The organism is Kitasatospora sp. NPDC127121, from assembly GCF_042677305.1.
Taxonomy (GTDB): Bacteria; Actinomycetota; Actinomycetes; order Streptomycetales; family Streptomycetaceae; genus Kitasatospora.
This window is the reverse complement of record NZ_JBHXTQ010000011.1, coordinates 108,008-125,289: the sequence shown is the minus strand read 5'-3', so window position 1 is coordinate 125,289 and position 17,282 is coordinate 108,008. Positions and strand designations below refer to the sequence as shown.

At 72.8% G+C, this 17,282-nt stretch carries 15 protein-coding genes; 5 read left to right on the top strand and 10 right to left on the bottom strand.

What is annotated here, in order from left to right:
• Positions 1 to 9 precede the first annotated feature (9 nt).
• Positions 10 to 468, bottom strand: coding sequence for an Lrp/AsnC family transcriptional regulator (locus tag ACFVHI_RS09205; protein WP_063349872.1), 459 nt, complete (start codon positions 466 to 468; stop codon positions 10 to 12).
• 167 nt (positions 469 to 635) lie between these two features.
• Here ACFVHI_RS09205 and ACFVHI_RS09200 point away from each other — a divergent pair, with 167 nt between their 5' ends.
• The 3 genes from ACFVHI_RS09200 to ACFVHI_RS09190 are packed head-to-tail and all read left to right on the top strand — an operon-like array spanning position 636 to position 3,474.
• A complete protein-coding gene (locus tag ACFVHI_RS09200; RefSeq protein WP_063349873.1) occupies positions 636 to 1,265 on the top strand; it encodes a LysE family translocator in 630 nt (209 codons plus the stop codon).
• 22 nt (positions 1,266 to 1,287) lie between these two features.
• On the top strand, positions 1,288 to 2,778 hold the full coding sequence (locus ACFVHI_RS09195) for a CoA transferase (RefSeq protein ID WP_380337205.1): 1,491 nt from the start codon (positions 1,288 to 1,290) through the stop codon (positions 2,776 to 2,778).
• 60 nt (positions 2,779 to 2,838) lie between these two features.
• Positions 2,839 to 3,474 (top strand): DUF6461 domain-containing protein, encoded by a 636-nt coding sequence (locus ACFVHI_RS09190; RefSeq protein ID WP_063349874.1) that lies wholly within the window; start codon positions 2,839 to 2,841, stop codon positions 3,472 to 3,474.
• Between the two features lie 49 nt (positions 3,475 to 3,523).
• Here the strand turns inward: ACFVHI_RS09190 and ACFVHI_RS09185 are convergent, their stop codons facing one another.
• A complete protein-coding gene (locus tag ACFVHI_RS09185) occupies positions 3,524 to 4,123 on the bottom strand; it encodes an HdeD family acid-resistance protein (RefSeq protein ID WP_063349875.1) in 600 nt (199 codons plus the stop codon).
• Positions 4,124 to 4,377: 254 nt separating this feature from the next.
• Between ACFVHI_RS09185 and ACFVHI_RS09180 the strand changes: the two genes are divergently transcribed.
• Positions 4,378 to 6,192, top strand: coding sequence for an NAD-binding protein (locus ACFVHI_RS09180; RefSeq protein WP_380337201.1), 1,815 nt, complete (start codon positions 4,378 to 4,380; stop codon positions 6,190 to 6,192).
• 122 nt (positions 6,193 to 6,314) lie between these two features.
• Here ACFVHI_RS09180 and ACFVHI_RS09175 read toward each other — a convergent pair whose 3' ends face one another.
• From ACFVHI_RS09175 to ACFVHI_RS09155, 5 genes are all read right to left on the bottom strand, one after another.
• Positions 6,315 to 7,100, bottom strand: coding sequence for an enoyl-CoA hydratase (locus ACFVHI_RS09175; RefSeq protein ID WP_063349877.1), 786 nt, complete (start codon positions 7,098 to 7,100; stop codon positions 6,315 to 6,317).
• Positions 7,101 to 7,272: 172 nt separating this feature from the next.
• Positions 7,273 to 9,999, bottom strand: coding sequence for a pyruvate dehydrogenase (acetyl-transferring), homodimeric type (gene aceE / locus ACFVHI_RS09170; protein WP_380337198.1), 2,727 nt, complete (start codon positions 9,997 to 9,999; stop codon positions 7,273 to 7,275).
• 195 nt (positions 10,000 to 10,194) lie between these two features.
• Complete coding sequence (locus ACFVHI_RS09165; protein ID WP_063349879.1) at positions 10,195 to 10,857, bottom strand: GntR family transcriptional regulator; 663 nt, start codon at positions 10,855 to 10,857, stop codon at positions 10,195 to 10,197.
• 87 nt (positions 10,858 to 10,944) lie between these two features.
• Positions 10,945 to 11,991 carry an enoyl-CoA hydratase/isomerase family protein gene (locus ACFVHI_RS09160; protein ID WP_380337195.1) on the bottom strand — a complete coding sequence of 349 codons (1,047 nt, stop codon included), beginning with the start codon at positions 11,989 to 11,991 and terminating at the stop codon, positions 10,945 to 10,947.
• Positions 11,992 to 12,168: 177 nt separating this feature from the next.
• Positions 12,169 to 12,780: a TetR/AcrR family transcriptional regulator gene (locus ACFVHI_RS09155; RefSeq protein ID WP_063349881.1), complete on the bottom strand. Its 612-nt coding sequence runs from the start codon at positions 12,778 to 12,780 to the stop codon at positions 12,169 to 12,171.
• 97 nt (positions 12,781 to 12,877) lie between these two features.
• On the opposite strand from ACFVHI_RS09155, the gene ACFVHI_RS09150 reads away from it, so the two are divergent.
• Complete coding sequence (locus tag ACFVHI_RS09150; protein ID WP_380337192.1) at positions 12,878 to 13,651, top strand: SDR family oxidoreductase; 774 nt, start codon at positions 12,878 to 12,880, stop codon at positions 13,649 to 13,651.
• Between the two features lie 151 nt (positions 13,652 to 13,802).
• Here the strand turns inward: ACFVHI_RS09150 and fahA are convergent, their stop codons facing one another.
• Genes fahA through ACFVHI_RS09135 form a run of 3 tightly spaced genes read right to left on the bottom strand, consistent with a single transcriptional unit; the run spans position 13,803 to position 17,127 of the window.
• Complete coding sequence (gene fahA / locus ACFVHI_RS09145) at positions 13,803 to 15,026, bottom strand: fumarylacetoacetase (RefSeq protein ID WP_380337189.1); 1,224 nt, start codon at positions 15,024 to 15,026, stop codon at positions 13,803 to 13,805.
• Positions 15,023 to 15,904 (bottom strand): hypothetical protein, encoded by an 882-nt coding sequence (locus ACFVHI_RS09140; protein WP_380337186.1) that lies wholly within the window; start codon positions 15,902 to 15,904, stop codon positions 15,023 to 15,025. The genes fahA and ACFVHI_RS09140 overlap by 4 nt, the downstream gene beginning before the upstream one ends.
• Positions 15,901 to 17,127 carry a homogentisate 1,2-dioxygenase gene (locus ACFVHI_RS09135; protein WP_380337183.1) on the bottom strand — a complete coding sequence of 409 codons (1,227 nt, stop codon included), beginning with the start codon at positions 17,125 to 17,127 and terminating at the stop codon, positions 15,901 to 15,903. The genes ACFVHI_RS09140 and ACFVHI_RS09135 overlap by 4 nt, the downstream gene beginning before the upstream one ends.
• Positions 17,128 to 17,282 lie beyond the last annotated feature (155 nt).

Here is a 17,282-nt window from a genome sequence, read left to right as displayed (position 1 = left end):
GTTCGCAGCCTACCCGCCGATCGGCAGCCCCCGGTCGGCCTTCACCTGCTTCATCGTCAGATGCGAGTTGACCTGCGCGATCCCCGGCAGGCCCGAGAGCACGTCGGTGATGAAGCGCTCGTACGCGGCGATGTCGGCCACCGCGATGCGCAGCAGGTAGTCGGGTTCCCCGAAGAGGCGGTGCGCCTCCACCACTTCCGGCAGCTCCGCCACCCGGCGTTCGAACTCGGCGACCGTCACCTGATCCTCGTGACGCATGGTGATCGTGACGAACGGTTGGAAGCCGCGTCCGACCGCTGTGCCGTCCAGGAGCGCCCGGTAGCCGCGGATCACGCCGTCCTGCTCCAGTTGTCGGACCCGGCGCAGGCAGGGGGAGGGGGTGAGGTCCACCCGGGCGGCCAGGTCGGCGTTGGTCAGGCGGCCGTCCTGCTGGAGCTCGCGGAGGATTCTGCGGTCGATTCGGTCCATGGCGCAATATTCTGCCAAAAGGCGGGCCGGGCCAGCAGGAAGTGGCCATCGCGTGCCAGGGCTATCCGGCTACCTTCAGTGACCGAACGCACCGGACAGGTGCCGCGAGGATCACCGGACCAACGGCCGGGACCCGCCCGAACGAGCACGACAGGTCACCGCCACCCATGGACACCCACGCCCTCCTCCTCTTCCTCGGAGTCGACCTGCTGCTGGTCTGCACACCGGGGCCCGACTGGCTCTACATCGCCGCCCGAGGCCTCGGCCAGGGTCGGCGCGCCGCCTTCATCGCGGTCGGCGGCGTCTGCGCCGGCTACGCCGTCCACACCCTGCTCTCCAGCGCCGGCCTGGCCGCCGCGCTGCGTGCCGTCCCCGCCGCCCTGCCCGTCCTGCGCCTCACCGGCGCCGCGTACCTGCTGGTGCTGGCCGTCACCATGCTGCTCGCGCTGCGCAAGGGCGGGGGCGCCACGGCCCTCACCGAGCCCAAGCCGCAGCCCACCGCGACCGTGCTGCGTCAGAGCATGCTGACCGCCCTGCTCAACCCCAAGGGGCTGCTGCTCTACCTCTCCCTGGTGCCGCAGTTCGTCGAGCCGGGCGCCGCGCTGCCGGTCGGCGGGCAGGTGCTCGCCCTCGGCTCGCTCAACGTGCTGGCCTGCGCCGTCGTGTACGGGCTGGTCGCGCACGCCAGCGGACGCCTGGGCGGCCGGCTCGGCGGCACCCCTCGCGCGGCGCGCCGGATGACCCTCGTCTCGGCGGTGCTGCTGATGCTGGTGGCGGGCGTCACGGCGAGCGCCTGAGAACGGGAGCACAATGCCGGGCATGACAGAGCGTCCGACCTTCCCCGGCACCTGGCCCGCCGATCAGCCCGCGTCCGGCGATCAGCCCGCGTCCACCGAACAGCCCGCCGCCGGAGGGGAACCTGCGGACCGGCCCACCGCCGACCTCTGGGCCGCCCTCGGCGGATCGGCCGAGCTGCTGGGGCGGGTCTCCTTCCACGGCCCCGGTGACGTCCTGGCCTCCGGCCTGCCGGTGCGCAGGCTCGCCCGGGCCACCGTGGCCGCCTGCTCGCTGGCCGCCGCCGAACTCGCCGCCCACCGCGCCGGCGGCCTGGTCCCCGCCGTCCGGGTGGACCAGGGCGCCGTCGCCATGGCCTTCGTCAGCGAACGCCACCTGACCGTCGACGGCCGCACGCCCGTCAGCTTCGCCCCGCACTCCGGCTTCTGGCGCGCCGCCGACGGCTGGGTCCGCACCCACGCCAACTACCCGCACCACCGCACCCGACTGCTCGCCGCCCTCGACCTGCCCGCCGACGCCGGGCCCGAAATGCTCGCCAAGCTGCTGGGCGAACTGCCGGCGGAGCAGGTCCAGGAGCGGGCGTTCGAAGCGGGGGCGCTCGCCGTAGCCGTCGCGCCGGTGAGTGCCACCGTGCACCCCCTGATGGAGAGCCGGGTGACCGGCACCGCGCCCGTCCGCCCGCTCGGCGACGCCGGCCCGGAGCGGCCCGCCGCCGGGATCCGCGTCCTCGACCTCACCCGGGTCATCGCCGGCCCGGTCGCCACCCGGACCCTCGCCCTGCTGGGCGCCGACGTCCTGCGCGTCGACCCGCCCCACCTCCCCGAGGCCGACGACGCCCACGCCGACACCGGCTTCGGCAAGCGCTCCACCCGCCTCGACCTCACCGATCCCGCCGACCGCGCCGTCTTCGACGGCCTGCTCGCCACCGCCGACGTCCTCGTCACCGGCTACCGCCCCGGCGCCCTCGACGCGCACGGCCTCGCCCCCGACGCACTGTCGGCCCGCCACCCCGGCCTGATCGTCGCGCAGCTCTGCGCCTGGGGCTGGACCGGCCCCTGGGCCGGCCGTCGCGGCTTCGACAGCCTCGTCCAGGCCGGCGTCGGCATCGCCGCCCACGAGGCCGGCCCCGACGGCCGCCCGGGCGTACTGCCCGCCCAGGCCCTCGACCACGGCACCGGCTACCTCGTCGCCGCCGCCGTCCTGCGCGCCCTCACCGAGCAGCGCACCGGCCGGCCCGGCGGCCGGCACCTGCGGTTCTCCCTCGCCGGTACGGCCTCGTGGCTGCTGCACGGCATCCCGCCCGAGGCGCCCGCCCCTGCTGCCCCGGCGGACGGCGCTCCGGCGGACGGTGCTCCGGACACCGGGGCGTACGACCCGGCCCGGTGGCTCGCCGAGACCGACTCCGCCTACGGACGGCTGCGCCACGCCCTGCCGCCCATCGCCTACACCGGCGCGCCCACCGACTGGTCCCGCCCGCCGGGGCGCTGGGGGACGGACGCGCCGGTCTGGCTCTGAGGACGCCACGCAACCGCCGCCCCGGCCGGCGGTGTCACAGGCAGCTGGCAGCATCGGCGCATGACTGCACACGCCACCGACTACACCTGGTTCGAGCAGCGCTACCCCATCCCCGGGGCGGCCCACTGCCTGACGCTGGTCGAGGGGATCACCGCCGACGAACTGCTGCGCCGCTTCGGCGCCCTGCCCGGTCGGGAGGTCACCGGCCTGGACGCCGTGGTCGCCGCCTGGGAGACCTTCGACGACGGGGAGGACGAGGAGGCGGAGGCCCGGATCGAGCCGGAGGACGACCGGCTGCTCGTCGCCGTTACCGAACTCGACGGGTGGGCCGTCGTCGTCGAGGTCTTCGGCTACCTCGGCAGCCTGCCCGACGTCATCCGCCGCCTCGCCGACGGCACCCGGCTGGTCTCGCACTTCCGGAACGCCGTCGCGGTGGACCACTTCAACTGGTGGGAGCAGGGCAGCTGCCGGCTCCAGTTCGAGCCGCTGTTCCCCACCCAGCGGCACGGTTCGGACGCCGACGCCCCCGGTGTCCCCGCGCTGCTGACGGCCTGCGGCTTCCAGCTCGACGGGGAGGGTCACGACCTGCACACCGAGGCCGCGTTCGCGCTGGCCGAGCGGCTGACGGACGTCCGGCTCACGCCGGAACGGCTGGAGGCCGCCACATTCCGGATCGGCTACGCGCCGACGCGCTAGCTACGGAGTGAGACCCGTGGAGTCAGGCCCGTGAGGTCAGGCCGTGGAGTCAGACCCCCGCCGGGATCTGCTTGGCCCGGCCGCGCATCTGGAGGGCCGTCACGATCTCGATCAGTCCGAGGATCACCAGCCAACAGCCGGCCAGGACGGCCAACGCGGCGATCGAACCGACCGGCCAGACCAGCAGCAGCACACCGGCCACCGTGTTGGCCACGCCTGCGAAGGCCTGCCAGCCACGGGCCGGCATCGCCGGGTCGGAGACCGCGGCGGCGAGCTGGGTGATGCCCCGGAACAGCCAGCCGATGCCGATCCAGATCGCCAGCAGGAGCAGCGACTGCGCCGCGCTGCGGAAGCAGAGCAGCCCCAGCAGGACGCAGATCGCCCCGCTGATGAAGGCCAGCACCCGCAGCGCGGTGGTCGCGTGGGTGCCGAACGCGGCGATCAGCTGCACGATGCCGATGACCAGCAGGTAGAGGCCGAACAGCACGCCCACCACCAGCAGGGTCTCCTTCGGCCAGACGAAGACGACGATTCCGAGGGCCAGCGAGACGATTCCGGCGAGCAGCAGGACCTGCCAGGCTGCCTTGGCGAGTTGGCCGAGCGGACCCTGGACCGGGGAACCGTCGGGGGTGATGATCGGGGAAACCACGGTGGTGTACTCCTCGGGGCCGGGGACGGGCAGGGGCCGAACCCCAGCCTGGCCGGGCCACTGCCGACCGGCGCGTCGGGTACGGCCGTTCGGGGGACGGAGACAAGAGAGGGGGGAGAGGAAGCGGAGGGGGACGGAAGGGGGATGGGAGAGGGCGTGCGGAGGAGACGAATGTTCGATGGAGTGGCTCCGGTGGCCTTCCGGTCGCCGGAACGACACCGTCCGGCCACCTGCCGTCGATATCATCCGGCGGTATGACTTCTGAAGGGTGGGGGACCCGTTCGGTAGAGCCGGTCAGTCAGCACTACATCGTCTGCGGGGGCAACGCGCTTGCCCACCGGCTGGTCCTGGAACTCGTCGAGCACTACGAGGTCCCGGTCGTCGTCCTGGTCGCCGATCGCACCCGCGACCACGCGCCGCAGATCGAGCAACTCCCCGGCGTCGCCGCCGTCGTCGAGTACGCCAGCATCACCGACGAGGCGCTGCGCGAGGTGTCGATCGACACCGCCCGCGGCCTCGCCCTCGTCGAGGGCAGCGACCAGGACAACATCCACGCCGCGCTCAGCGCCCAAGGCCACAACCCGGACATCCGGATCGTGCTCCGGATGTTCAACCAGCGCCTCGGTGAGAACATCGAACGGCTGCTCAGGAACGGTGCCGCGCTCTCCGGATCCGCCACCGCCGCACCCGCCTTCGCCGCGGCGGCGCTCGGGCGGCCCAACTCGGTCGAGATCGGTGGACGCTTCCTGCACATCGCCTTCGACGAGGCCATCACCTCCGACCGGATCTGCGTGGTCGCCGACCACATCGACCGCCAGGACCTCAGCAAGATCCGCCTGCTGCCCGAACAGCGCGGCGACTCGGCCGACTTCGTCCGGCTCGCCAGCGAGTTCGGCGACGACGGGCCGGTCCGCCCCGGTGGCGTCCGCCGCGAAGCGGAACCGGAGTCGGTGCCCGAGGAGGAGCCGGACGGCGTGGCCGCCCTCCAAGCGCTGCGCATCGAACCCAGGGAACCGATCAGCTGGGCGCGGCGGGCGCGCTGGCGGCTGCTCGACATGATGCGCTTCTTCACCAGCGCCCGGATGCGGCTGGTGCTGCTCACCGCCCTCGCCGCGGTGCTGATGGCCTTCGGCGTTCTCTGGTACCTGAACCGGAACTTCGGCTGGACCCTCTACATCTCGCTGCTCGACCTCGCGGGCGCCGCCCAGCCCGACCAACTCGCCGACATCGCCGCCGGGACCGGGACGGGCGGGCTGTGGCAGCGGGTGGCGCAGGTGGTGATCACCATCTGCGGGATCACCTTCGCCCCGGTCGCCACCGCCATCGCGGTCGAGGTGCTCGGCTCCGGGCGGCGCGGGCAGCCCCGCAACCCCGGGGCCGGCACCCGGGACCACGTGATCGTCGTCGGCCTCGGCAACGTCGGCACCCGGGTCGCGGCCCAACTGCACGAACTGGGCGTGCCGGTGGTCTGCATGGAGCGTGACCCGCAGGCCCGGGGCATCGCCGCCGCCCGGGCGCTCGGCATCCCGGTGGTGCTGGGCGACGGCCCGTTCGAGGAGCAGTTGCGTCGCGCCCGGTTGAAGCACAGCCGGGCGCTGGTCGCGGTCAGCGGCGACGACGCCACCAACCTGGAGGCGGCCCTGGAGGCGCGCCACGGGAATCCCGAAGTCCGTGTGGTGGTGCGGCTGTTCGACGACAACTTCGCCGGGCACTTCTACGCGACGCTGGACAACGCGGCCTCGCGTTCGGTCTCGTACCTGGCCGCACCCGCCTTCGCCGCCGCCCTGATGGGGCGCGAGGTGCGCGGGATGCTGTCGGTGTTCCGGCACGTGCTGCTGATCGCCGAGTTGACGGTCGAGGACGGCAGCGGGCTGATCGGCATGAACCGGCACGACCTGGAGGACCCGGGCGGCGTCCGGGTGATCGCCGTCCGGTTCGCCCGCAGTGCGCAGTTGCAGTGGAACTTTCCCGACCGCACGCGGCGCCTCACCCCGGGCGACCAGATCGTGGTCGCCGCCACCCGTAGCGGGCTCGCCCGGCTCAACACGGCGCTGGTGGACGAGGTGTGACGGTGGCTGACGCATAACAGCTGACAGATAACAGCTAACAGATTTCAGATGACGAAATCTGTTAGCTGTTATCTGTTACTTGTCAGCTGTTACCTGTCAGCCGTCAGCCGTAAGCGGCCAGGTCACCGGTTGGTGAAGGACGGCGGGCGCTTCTCCGCGAACGCCGCCATGCCCTCCTTCTGGTCCGCCGTGGCGAACGCCGCGTGGAACAGCCGACGCTCGAAGCGCACGCCCTCGGCGAGGGTCGTCTCGAAGGCGCGGTTGACGCTCTCCTTGAGCATGACCGCAGCCGGGGTGGACATCGCCGCGACGGTCTCGGCCACCGTCAGGGCCTCGGCCAGCAGCTGGTCCGCCGGGACGATCCGGGAGACCAGGCCGGCCCGCTCGGCCTCCTCGGCGCCCATCATCCGGCCGGTCAGGCACAGTTCCATCGCCTTCGCCTTGCCGACCGCCCGGGTCAGCCGCTGCGAACCGCCGATGCCCGGGATGACACCGAGCTTGATCTCCGGCTGCCCGAACTTCGCGGTGTCCGCCGCCAGCAGGATGTCGCACAGCATCGCCAGCTCGCAGCCGCCGCCCAGCGCGAACCCGGCCACCGCCGCCACGACCGGCTTGCGCAGTGCGCCGAGCCGGTCCCAGGGGCCCAGCCAGTCGTCCAGGTAGACGTCCGGGAACCGGTTGCCCTGCATCTCCTTGATGTCGGCGCCGGCCGCGAACGCCTTCTCCGAGCCGGTGATCACCAGACAGCCGATCTCCGGGTCCCGGTCGAAGGCGGTGGCGGCCGCGACCACCTCGTTCATCAGCTGGGTGTTCAACGCGTTGAGTGCCTTCGGCCGGTTGAGCGTGATCAGCCCCACCCGGCCCTTGCGCTCGACCAGGATCGTCTCGTAGGTCTCGGTCTCGGTCATCGCCGTTGACTCCCATTCCGCTGCTCGGCGCCGCGCGGGCGCGCCCTGACCATCCAACGATCTACGACGCGCCCCGCCTCGCGCCAGTCTTGGTATGCGAGACGGTCGTCACGGGCCCGGCTCCTTCGCTGCGGAGCCGGGGCCCAGGGCTCCGGACGTAGGGCGTCAGGGGTCAGAAGCGGACCCCGTAGCGCTCGGCCGCCTGCCGGACGGTCTCCGCCTTGACCTCGCCCCGGCGCGCCAGCGCGGCCAGCGCCGCCACCGCGACCGACTGGGCGTCCACGCCGAAGTGCCGCCGCGCCGCGTCCCGGCTGTCGGAGAGGCCGAAGCCGTCCGTGCCCAGCGACGTCCAGTCCTGCTCCACCCACGGGCGGATCTGGTCCGGTACCGCGCGCATCCAGTCGCTGACCGCCAGCACCGGCCCGGGCGCCCCTGCCAGTGCCCGCGTCACGTAGGGGACGCGCGCCGCCGCGCCCGTACCGGCCGCCGCCTGCGCCAGGTTGGCCGCGTCGCAGTCCAGCGCCTCCCGGCGCAGCTCCGTCCAGGAGGGTGCCGACCAGACGTCCGCCGCCACGCCCCAGTCCTCGCCGAGCAGTTGCTGGGCGGCGAGCGCCCAGCGCACGGCGGTGCCCGAGGCGAGCAGCTGGAGCCGCGGCGCGTCGCCGGCCGGCGAGGGCTCCGCTGGGCGGTAGCGGTACAGCCCGCGCAGGATGCCGTCGGTGACGTCAGCGACGGCAGTAACGTCGGTGACATCCGTGCCGGTCGGCAGCGGCGGCTGTGGCAGCGACTCGTTGTAGACGGTCAGGTAGTAGAACACGTCCTCGCCGTGCGGGTGTTGGGGGCTGCTGCTGTACATCCGGCGCAGGCCCTCGCGGACGATCACCGCGACCTCGTACCCGAAGGCGGGGTCGTAGGACAGCGCCGCCGGGTTGGTGGAGGCGATCAACTGCGAGTGGCCGTCGGCGTGTTGCAGGCCCTCGCCGGTCATCGTGGTGCGTCCGGCGGTGGCGCCGATCAGGAAGCCTCGGCCCAACTGGTCGGCCAGGGCCCACATCTGGTCGGCGGTGCGCTGCCAGCCGAACATCGAGTAGAAGATGTAGAACGGGATCACCGGCTCGCCGTGGGTGGCGTACGCGGTCGCGGCGGCGGTCAGCGAGGCCATCGAACCGGCCTCCGTGATGCCCTCGTTGAGGATCTGGCCGGTCGCCGACTCCTTGTAGTGGAGCAGCTGGTCGCGGTCGACCGGGTCGTAGGTCTGCCCCAGCGGCGAGTAGATGCCGGCGCTCGGGAAGAGCGACTCCATGCCGAAGGTGCGTGCTTCGTCCGGGACGATCGGCACCCAGCGGTGGCCGCTGGCCTTGTCCCGCATCAGGTCCTTGACCAGCCGGACGAACGCCATGGTGGTCGCGATCTCCTGCGTGCCGGAGCCCTTGAGCAGCGTCTCGAAGGGTTTCGCGGGCAGCTCGGGCAGCGGGGTGAAGCGCACCCGGCGGGCGGGCGCGGGGCCGCCCAGCGCGGCGCGCCGCTCCCGGAGGTAGCGGGCCTCCGGGGAGTCCGGGCCCGGGTGCGCGTACGGGACCAGCTCGCCGGTCAGGGCACTGTCGGGAATGGGGAGTTCGAGCAGGTCGCGCATCGCCCGGAACTCCGCCCCGGAGAGCTTCTTCATCTGGTGGTTGGCGTTGCGGGCCTCGAAGCCGGGGCCGAGCGTCCAGCCCTTGACCGTCTGCACCAGAACCACCGTGGGGGCGCCCCGATGCTCCAGCGCCGCCCGGTAGGCGGCGTACACCTTGCGCGGTTCGTGTCCGGCCCGGGAGGTCGCGACGATCTCCAACAGCCGCTGGTCGTCAACGGTTTCGGCGATCGCCCGGAGTTCGGGCGCGGCCTGGAACAGGTGCTCGCGGACGTAGCGGGCGTCGGAGGCGGCGTAGGTCTGGAACTGTCCGTCCGGCACCGCGCCGAGCCGGCGCACCAGCGCGCCCGTGGTGTCGCGGGCCAGGAGGTCGTCCCAGGCTTCGCCCCACAGCGACTTGACGACGTTCCAGCCGGCGGCGCGGAACTGGCGCTCAAGCTCCTGGACGATCTTGCCGTTGCCGCGCACCGGTCCGTCCAGGCGCTGGAGGTTGCAGTTGACCACGAAGGTGAGGTTGTCCAGCCCCTCGCGGGAGGCGAGGGCGAGCGCGGCGGTCGACTCCGGCTCGTCCATCTCCCCGTCGCCGAGGAACGCCCAGACGTGCGAGCCGGAGGTGTCCTTGATGCCGCGCGCGGTCAAGTACCGGTTGAACCGGGCCTGGTGGATGGCCGACAGCGGTCCGAGGCCCATGGACACGGTCGGGAACTCCCAGAACCACGGCAGTCGGCGCGGGTGCGGGTACGAGGGCAGGCCGTCGCCGCCGGCCTCCTGTCGGAAGCGGTCCAACTGGGCCTCGCCGATGCGCCCTTCGAGGAAGGCGCGGGCGTAGACGCCGGGCGCGGCGTGGCCCTGGACGTACAGCTGGTCGCCGGAGCCGTCGGCCTCCTTGCCGCGGAAGAAGTGCTGGAAGCCGACCTCGTACAGCCAGGCGGCGGACGCGTACGTGGCCATGTGCCCGCCGAGGCCGCCGCGGTGGTTGCCCCTGGTCACCATGGCGGCGGCGTTCCAGCGGTTCCAGGCGGTGATCCGCCGCTCCATCGCCTCGTCGCCGGGGAACTCGGGCTCGGCGCCGGTCGGGATGGTGTTGACGTACGGGGTGTCCAGGAGCGGCGGGACGTCGAGCCGGCGCAGTTCGGCGTGTTCGACGAGGCGGCGCAGCAGGTGGGCGGCGCGGTGCGCTCCGCCGAAGTCGCGGGCGGCGTCCAGGGAGGCGCGCCACTCCGCGACCTCTTCGGGGTCGTGGTCGGGAAGCTGGTCGAGCTGGGACACGGATGGTTCCCCTTTGCCGGTGCTTCAGAGTGCCGATTCCGGGATGCGGAATAGCATTTCTCTCCATGGAAGGTCTCTATGGACGGTAGGGAGTGGTCCGGCGGCGCGTCAACCGCTACTGGAGGGTAATGTGAGCGATGATCGATCATCTTTGTGCGAACCATGGTGCCGCACCGGGACCCCGCCCGGATCCGCTCAGGCGGAGCGGTCGGCGTACTCCAGGACGTGTTCCGCCAACAGTCGCCCGACCTCCGGATCCCGCCGCCGGAAGGCCTCGATCAGCGGAGCGTGGTCGGCCGCGTTCTCGTGCAACTCCGGGCGGACCCGGTGCAGCGACAGCACCGTCCACACCTCCACGCCCAGCCCCTCCCAGGTCCGCAGCAGTGCCCCGTTGCCGGCGGCGGCCACGATCTCGCGGTGGAAGGCCACGCCGTGCCGGGCCTGCCCGAGCGCGTCACCCGCCCCGGCCGCCGCCGCCATCCGTTCCGCATGCCGCTCCAGGGCGGCGGTGTCCCCGGCCAGGCGGACGACCGCCGCCTCGGCGGCCAGCCGCTCCAGCGCGGCCCGCACCTGGTAGACCTCGCGCAGTTCGGCCGGGCTGATCTCGCGCACCCGCACGCCCCGGTTGGGCTCGGCGTCGAGCAGTCCGAGCGACTGCAGTGAGCGCAGCGCCTCGCGCACCGGCGCCTGGCTGACGTTCAACTCGGCGGCCAGGCGCCGTTCCACGATCCGGTCGCCGGGCTGCCAGCGCCCGTTCAGCAGGCCCTCCAACAGCAGTCCGCGCACCTGCTCGCCGAGCGGCACCCGGGACAGCGGGTCGGCGTCCCCGGCGGGCGGCAGCGGGATCGGGCGGGTCATGCGGGCTCCTTGATCGTGGTTCACGACTCGTGGTTCACGACTAGTGGTTCATGGCGCGTGGTGATGCGGGGCCGCAGCGCAGCCCGGTCAGGCCAGGCCCAACTCGTCGCCCACGCGCGGGGCGAGGAAGCGGGCGACCTCCGCCTCCCCGACGTTGGCGAGCGCGGCCGGGGACCAGCGCGGGGTGCGGTCCTTGTCGATCACCTGGGCGCGAATGCCCTCGACCAGGTCAGGCCCGCTCAGTGCGGCGCAGGAGACGCGGTACTCCTGGTCGAGCACGGCCTCCAAGGAGGGGAGCGTGCGAGCCCGGCGCAGTGCGGCGAGGGTCACCGTGACGGCCGTGGGGGAGTTGCCGAGGACCAGCTCCGCGGCCTCCTTCGCCTCCGCCACGCCGGAGTTCAGCAGTCGTTCGACGATCTCCTCGACGGTGTCGGCCGTGTAGCAGGCGTCGATCCAGCCTCGCTGCTCCGCGAGCGCGGACCCTGGCGCGGGCTCGGCGTGCGAGGCGACGGCGGCGGCGGGGTCGGGGCTCTCGGCCAGGGCGTCGAGCAGCGCCGCGATCCGTGTCGAGGGGACGAAGTGGTCGGCGAACCCGCACAGCAGCGCGTCACCGGGGCCCATCGAGGCCGAGGTGAGTCCGAGGTGGGTGCCCAACTCGCCCGGGGCGAGCGCGAGCAGTCGACTGCCGCCGACGTCCGGGACCAGCCCGATTCGGGTCTCGGGCATCGCGACGGTGGAACGTTCGGTGACGATCCGGAGCGCGCCGTGGGCGGACAGGCCGATGCCGCCGCCCATGGTGATGCCGTCCATCACCGCGACGTACGGCTTCGGGTAGTGGGCGATCAGCGCGTTCAGCCGGTACTCGTCGCGGAAGAAGGCCCGGGTGCCGGCCCCGCCGGCCTTGGCGTCGTCGTGCAGTGCGCGGAGGTCGGCCCCGGCGCAGAGGCCGCGCTCGCCGGCGCCGGTCAGGACGACGGTGCGCACCCGGTCGTCCGCGGCCCACTCGGTCAGCGTCGCGTGGACGGTGGTGATCATGCCGTGGGTCAGCGAGTTGAGCGCCCGCGGCCGGTTCAGCACGATCCGCCTGGCCCCACCGTCCAGGGAGACCTGGACCTCCGCCACCTCTGCGTTCATCGGGTCCGTTCCCGTCGTTCGGTCGTTCGGTCGTTCCTCGGTCTTGACGACTCCTGTCGTCCACCGTACCGGGGCGGCGCGGAGCCGTGATCACCCGACCGGGCGGTGGGCCGTCCTCACGGCGGACCGGCGGACCGTCCTCACGGCGGACCGGCCGGCTGGGCCCGGTTCGGGTCCCTACGGCCAGGCGCGCAGGGCGAGTTCGGCGGTCCGGGCCAGGTCGGCGGCGGTGGCGCCGTCCCGGGCCTGCTGCGACATGCCCTGGATGACCGTGCCGAAGTAGCCGGCCAGCGCGTGCGGGTCGGCGTCGGGCGGGAGTTCGCCGTCCGCCTGGGCCGTGCGCAGCCTGGTCTCGAAGACGTGGAGGTTGCGGTTGCGCAGGTCGCGCAGGTGGGCCTGGACCTCGGCGTCCTGCGGGGAGACGTTGGTGGCGGCGCTGATCACCAGGCAGCCGGCCGGGTGCGAGGGGTCGGGGTAGATGGCCGCCGCCTCCCGCAGGATCCGGGCGAAGGCCGCGTACGCGCTGGTCTCCTCGCGCAGGGCGGCCCCCGCGAAGGCGCCGACGGGGGAGTGCCCGTAGTGGCGGACGACCTCCTCGAAGAGCGAACGCTTGTCGCCGAACGCGGCGTAGAGGCTGCCGGGCCGGATGCCCATGGCGGTGGTCAGGTCGGTGACGGAGGTGGCCTCGTAGCCGCGTTCCCAGAACAGCCGGGTCGCCGCCGTCAGCGCCTCGTCCCGGTCGAAGGTCGGCGGTCGTCCGCGTCGGGGCCGCGTCGGGTTCTCGGTCATGCCGGAATTTTAGAACACCCGCTCAACAAGTGTGTTAGCTTCTTTCTTGAGTGAGCACTCAAAAAATGTGGTGGGCGAAGCAGGAAGGGGCTCAGCCATGGGCACGCAGGCACTCAAGGGCAAGACCGCGCTGGTCACCGGGGGTAGCAGGGGGATCGGCCGGGCGATCGCCCGCAGGCTCGGCCGCGACGGCGCCACCGTCGCCGTCGGCTACGCCCGCGATCAGGAGGCGGCGGGCGGGGTCGTCGCGGGCATCCGCGCCGACGGCGGCCGGGCCTTCGCGCTGCACGCCGAACTCGGCCGGCACGGGGACGCGGCCGCGCTGTGGGAGGCGTTCGATGCCGGGATCGGCGCGCACGCGCCCGACGGCGGCGTCGACATCATCGTGAACAACGCCGGGATCGGGCGCAGTGCCGACCTCGCCGCGCTCACCGAGGAGGGCTTCGACGAGGTCTTCGCCGTCAACGTCCGCGCGCCGTTCTTCGTCGTCCAGCACGGCCTGCACCGGATGCGCGATGGTGGCCGGATCATCAACGTCTCCAGTGGCGCGGCCCGCCTCGCCATGCCGGAGATCATCGCCTACGGCGCGACCAAGGGGGCGCTCGACACCTTCACCCTCAACCTCGCCAAGCAGCTCGGCCCGCGCGGGATCACCGCCAACTCGGTCGCGCCGGGTGTCGTCGACACCGACGTCAACGCCGGCTGGCTGCGCGGCAACACGGAGGCGGAGGCCCATGCGGCCTCGCTCGCGGCCCTCGGCCGGGTCGGGCAGCCGGAGGACATCGCGGACATCGTCGCCTTCCTCGCCTCGGACGACGCCCGCTGGGTCACCGGCCGGGTCATCGACGCCACCGGAGGGGCGGGCCTGTAGGCGTGGTGCGTTCGGCGCACGGGGGGAGTTCGGGGAGGGGGCGGGGGTAACAGATAACAGCTGACAGATGATGAAATCTGTCAGCTGTTATCTGTCGTCTGTTATCTGTTATCTGTTTGCCGTCAGTTGTCGGCCGGCGGCTGCGGGCCCGCTACGGCTGGACCCGCCCCGTCACCTCGCCGAATCCGATGACGGCGCCCTCCGGCCCCGGCGCGGTGGCGGTGATGGTGACCTCGTCGCCGTCCTCCAGGAACGTCCGGGTGGTGCCGTCCGGGAGCTTCAGCGGCTCCTCGCCGTTCCACGTCAGCTCGATCAGCGCGCCGCGGGTTTCCGGCTCCGGCCCGCTGACGGTGCCCGAGGCGAACAGGTCGCCGGTGCGCAGCGAGGCACCGTTGACCGTCATGTGGGTGAGCTGCTGCTGCGCCGTCCAGTACATCGAGGCGAACGGCGGCCGGGACACCAGGTGCCCGTTCAGCCGGACTTCCAGCGCCAGGTCCAGTCCCCACGGCTCGCCGTCGCGGTCGTCCAGGTACGCCAGCGGCTCGACGTCGCGCTCGGGCGGCGCGACCCGGGCGTGCTGCAGGGCGTCCAGCGGGACGATCCACGGGGAGACGGAGGTGGTGAAGGACTTGCCGAGGAACGGGCCGAGCGGCACGTACTCCCAGGCCTGGATGTCGCGCGCGGACCAGTCGTTGACCAGGCAGACGCCGAACACGTGCTCGCGGAAGTCGTCCAGGACGACCGGTCGGCCCAGCTCGGACGGGGTGCCGACGACGAAGCCGACCTCCGCCTCGATGTCCAGCCGCCGGGTCGGCCCGAACGACGGCGCCGGGTCGGCGGGCGCCTTGCGCTGCCCGTGGGGCCGCACCACCGGGGTGCCGGAGACGACCACCGTGCCGGCCCGCCCGTGGTAACCGATGGGCAGGTGCTTCCAGTTGGGGGTGAGCGGCTCCGAGACCGGGCGGAAGATCCGGCCAAGGTTGGTGGCGTGGTGCTCGGAGGCGTAGAAGTCGACGTAGTCGGCGACCTCGAACGGCAGGTGCAGCTGGACCTCGCCCGCCGGCAGCAGCGCAGGCGACAGCGCCTCGCGGTAGGACTCGTCCGTCAGCCATCGGGTGAGGTCGGCCCGGACCTGCGTCCAGGTCGAACGCCCTGCCGCCAGCAGCGGGTTGAGCGAGTCCGCGGCCAGCAGCACGGACGGCGCCCCGGCGGCCCGGGCGGCCGCCGCGGCGTCCAGCACGAAGTCCCCGACGCGCACGCCGATCCGGCGCCGGCCGGGCTGGTCGGCGGCGGTGAACACGCCGTACGGCAGGTTGTGCACGCCGAACGGCGAGTCCTGGGCGCTGGCGAGCCAGCTGCGGGGGGTGGTGCTCAACGGTCCTCCTGGGGCAGTGACGTGGACGGCAGCAGGCCGAGCGCGGCCAGGTCGTCCAGGGGCTCGGCGATGCTGCACGTGCCGAACGCGGTGAACGAGTTCCGGATCACCGTAACCTGACGGTCGGTCAGTGCATGGGCGGCCTTGGCCAGCACCGAGCCGTCGCGCTCCGCCAGTATCGCCGCTGCTGCGGCCCGGTCGGTCTCCTGCGCGGCCAGCAGCACGTTGAGGAAACCGTGGTGCTCGAAGCCGGTGGCCGGGTCGGTGTGCCGGACGGCGTTGTGCAGTCCGGCGGTGCACTTGTACGGCAGCCCGCGCAGGGCGCAGCCGGTGAGGAAGGCGGCTAGCTCCTCCTCGTCCGGGAACGCCTCGGCCACCACCCCGCCGGTGCGGAACTTCGCCCGGTAGGGGCTGTCGACGAGCACGTCCAGCACCTCGTCCAGGCCGTCGCCGCGCAGGAGTTCGCGCGGCAGCTCGACGGCGGCCGGGACGTCCGGCGGCAGCAGCCGGTCCAGGGCGGCGACCGCCTCGGCGGCGTCCCGGACGGCGAGTTCGACGCCGACCACCTCGAAGGGTGCGGCGGCGGCGAGCGCCGGGCCGAGCTCGGCACTGCCCCCCGGCAGTACGAGCCCGACCCTGAGCGGCGCGCCGCCCGAAGCCGCCGCGGCCAACTCGCCCAGCCGGCCCGCTCCGCACAGGAGCGGACCGACCGCCTCGGCGTACCAGGCCGCGCGGTGCCCGCGGTGCGCGGGCACCGCCTCGGCGACCGGCAGGTTCCCCGGGGGGAACACCGCGGCGTCGTCGAAGAGCCCGTGGAACAGCTCGGGGATCGCCCCGGGGCCCGTCCGGTTGGTCACGGCGGACGAGGCGGCGCTCATCGCCCGGGCCCCCGACCGGCCCAGGTCCAGGCGTAGTTGCCGTCCTCGCCGGCCCGGCCGCCCTCGCCGAGCTCCAGCGGGCGGAACGTGTCCACCATGACGGCGAGTTCGTCGAAGAACTCCACCCCGATGCTGCGCTCGTACGCGCCCGGCTGCGGCCCGTGGGTGTGCCCGCCGGGGTGCAGCGAGATCGAGCCCTGGCCGATGCCCGAGCCCTTGCGGGCCGCGTAGTCGCCGCCGCAGTAGAACATGACCTCGTCGCTGTCCACGTTGGCGTGGTAGTACGGCACCGGGATCGACAGCGGGTGGTAATCCACCTTGCGGGGAACGAAGTTGCAGATCACGAAGCCGTTGCCCTCGAACACCTGGTGGGCCGGCGGCGGCTGGTGGACCCGGCCGGTGATCGGTTCGAAGTCCCGGATGTTGAAGGCGTACGGGTACAGGTAGCCGTCCCAGCCGACCACGTCGAAGGGGTGGTGCGGCACGGTGTAGCGGGTGCCCGAGACACCGTTCGGGCCGCGGTGCTTGACCAGCACGTCGACGTCTCCGGCGGCATCCCCGGCGGCATCCCCGGGGGCGTCGACGACCAGCGGGCCGACCGGGCCGCGGAAGTCCCGCTCGCAGTACGGCGCGTGCTCCAGCAGCTGCCCGTACTTGGAGAGGTAGCGCTTGGCCGGGGTGATGTGGCTGTTCGCCTCGATGCAGTACGCGCGCAGCGGTTCGTCCCCGGCCGGCACCCAGCGGTGGGTGGTGGCGCGCGGGATGATCACGTAGTCGCCCTGGCCGACCTCGATCGAGCCGAAGACCGTCTCGACCGTGCCGGAGCCGGACTCCACGTACACGCACTCGTCACCGAGCCCGTTGCGGTACAGCTCGCTCGGGGCCCCGGCGGCGACGTACGAGATCCGCACGTCGCCGTTGCCGAGGACCAGGCGGCGGCTGCCGACGACGTCCGCGGACTTCCATTCCTGGTCCGCGAACAGCTCGTGCAGCTTGAGGTGGCGGGGGAGCAGGGGGTGGTTGGGCACCGTGGACTGGTCCGGCAGCTCCCACGGCACCGCGTTCACCACGGCCGAGGGGATGCCCCGGTGGTAGAGCAGCGAGGAGTCCGACGAGAACCCCTCCTCGCCCATCAACTCCTCGTAGTACAGCCCGCCTTCGGGTGTGCGGTGCTGGGTGTGCCGCTTGGGCGGGATGCTGCCCAGCTGCCGGTAGTACGCCATCTCCCTGCTCCTCCTCGACCGTGCTCAGCCGACCGTCCTCACGGTACGCCCGACCGTGCTCAGAGTTCCCCGGTGCTCAGAGCTTCTCAGTGTTCAGAGCTGCTCAGCGCCCGGGGTTCCCCCCGTGTTCAGGACTCCCCGTGCTCAGGGCTCCC

Bases quoted from the DNA above. Each gene is read 5' to 3' on its own strand.
- ACFVHI_RS09205 (WP_063349872.1), bottom strand. From the start codon at position 468: ATGGACCGAATCGACCGCAGAATCCTCCGCGAGCTCCAGCAGGACGGC.
- ACFVHI_RS09200 (WP_063349873.1), top strand. From the start codon at position 636: ATGGACACCCACGCCCTCCTCCTCTTCCTCGGAGTCGACCTGCTGCTG.
- ACFVHI_RS09195 (WP_380337205.1), top strand. From the start codon at position 1,288: ATGACAGAGCGTCCGACCTTCCCCGGCACCTGGCCCGCCGATCAGCCC.
- ACFVHI_RS09190 (WP_063349874.1), top strand. From the start codon at position 2,839: ATGACTGCACACGCCACCGACTACACCTGGTTCGAGCAGCGCTACCCC.
- ACFVHI_RS09180 (WP_380337201.1), top strand. From the start codon at position 4,378: ATGACTTCTGAAGGGTGGGGGACCCGTTCGGTAGAGCCGGTCAGTCAG.
- ACFVHI_RS09175 (WP_063349877.1), bottom strand. From the start codon at position 7,100: ATGACCGAGACCGAGACCTACGAGACGATCCTGGTCGAGCGCAAGGGC.
- ACFVHI_RS09165 (WP_063349879.1), bottom strand. From the start codon at position 10,857: ATGACCCGCCCGATCCCGCTGCCGCCCGCCGGGGACGCCGACCCGCTG.
- ACFVHI_RS09160 (WP_380337195.1), bottom strand. From the start codon at position 11,991: ATGAACGCAGAGGTGGCGGAGGTCCAGGTCTCCCTGGACGGTGGGGCC.
- ACFVHI_RS09155 (WP_063349881.1), bottom strand. From the start codon at position 12,780: ATGACCGAGAACCCGACGCGGCCCCGACGCGGACGACCGCCGACCTTC.
- ACFVHI_RS09150 (WP_380337192.1), top strand. From the start codon at position 12,878: ATGGGCACGCAGGCACTCAAGGGCAAGACCGCGCTGGTCACCGGGGGT.
- ACFVHI_RS09140 (WP_380337186.1), bottom strand. From the start codon at position 15,904: ATGAGCGCCGCCTCGTCCGCCGTGACCAACCGGACGGGCCCCGGGGCG.
- ACFVHI_RS09135 (WP_380337183.1), bottom strand. From the start codon at position 17,127: ATGGCGTACTACCGGCAGCTGGGCAGCATCCCGCCCAAGCGGCACACC.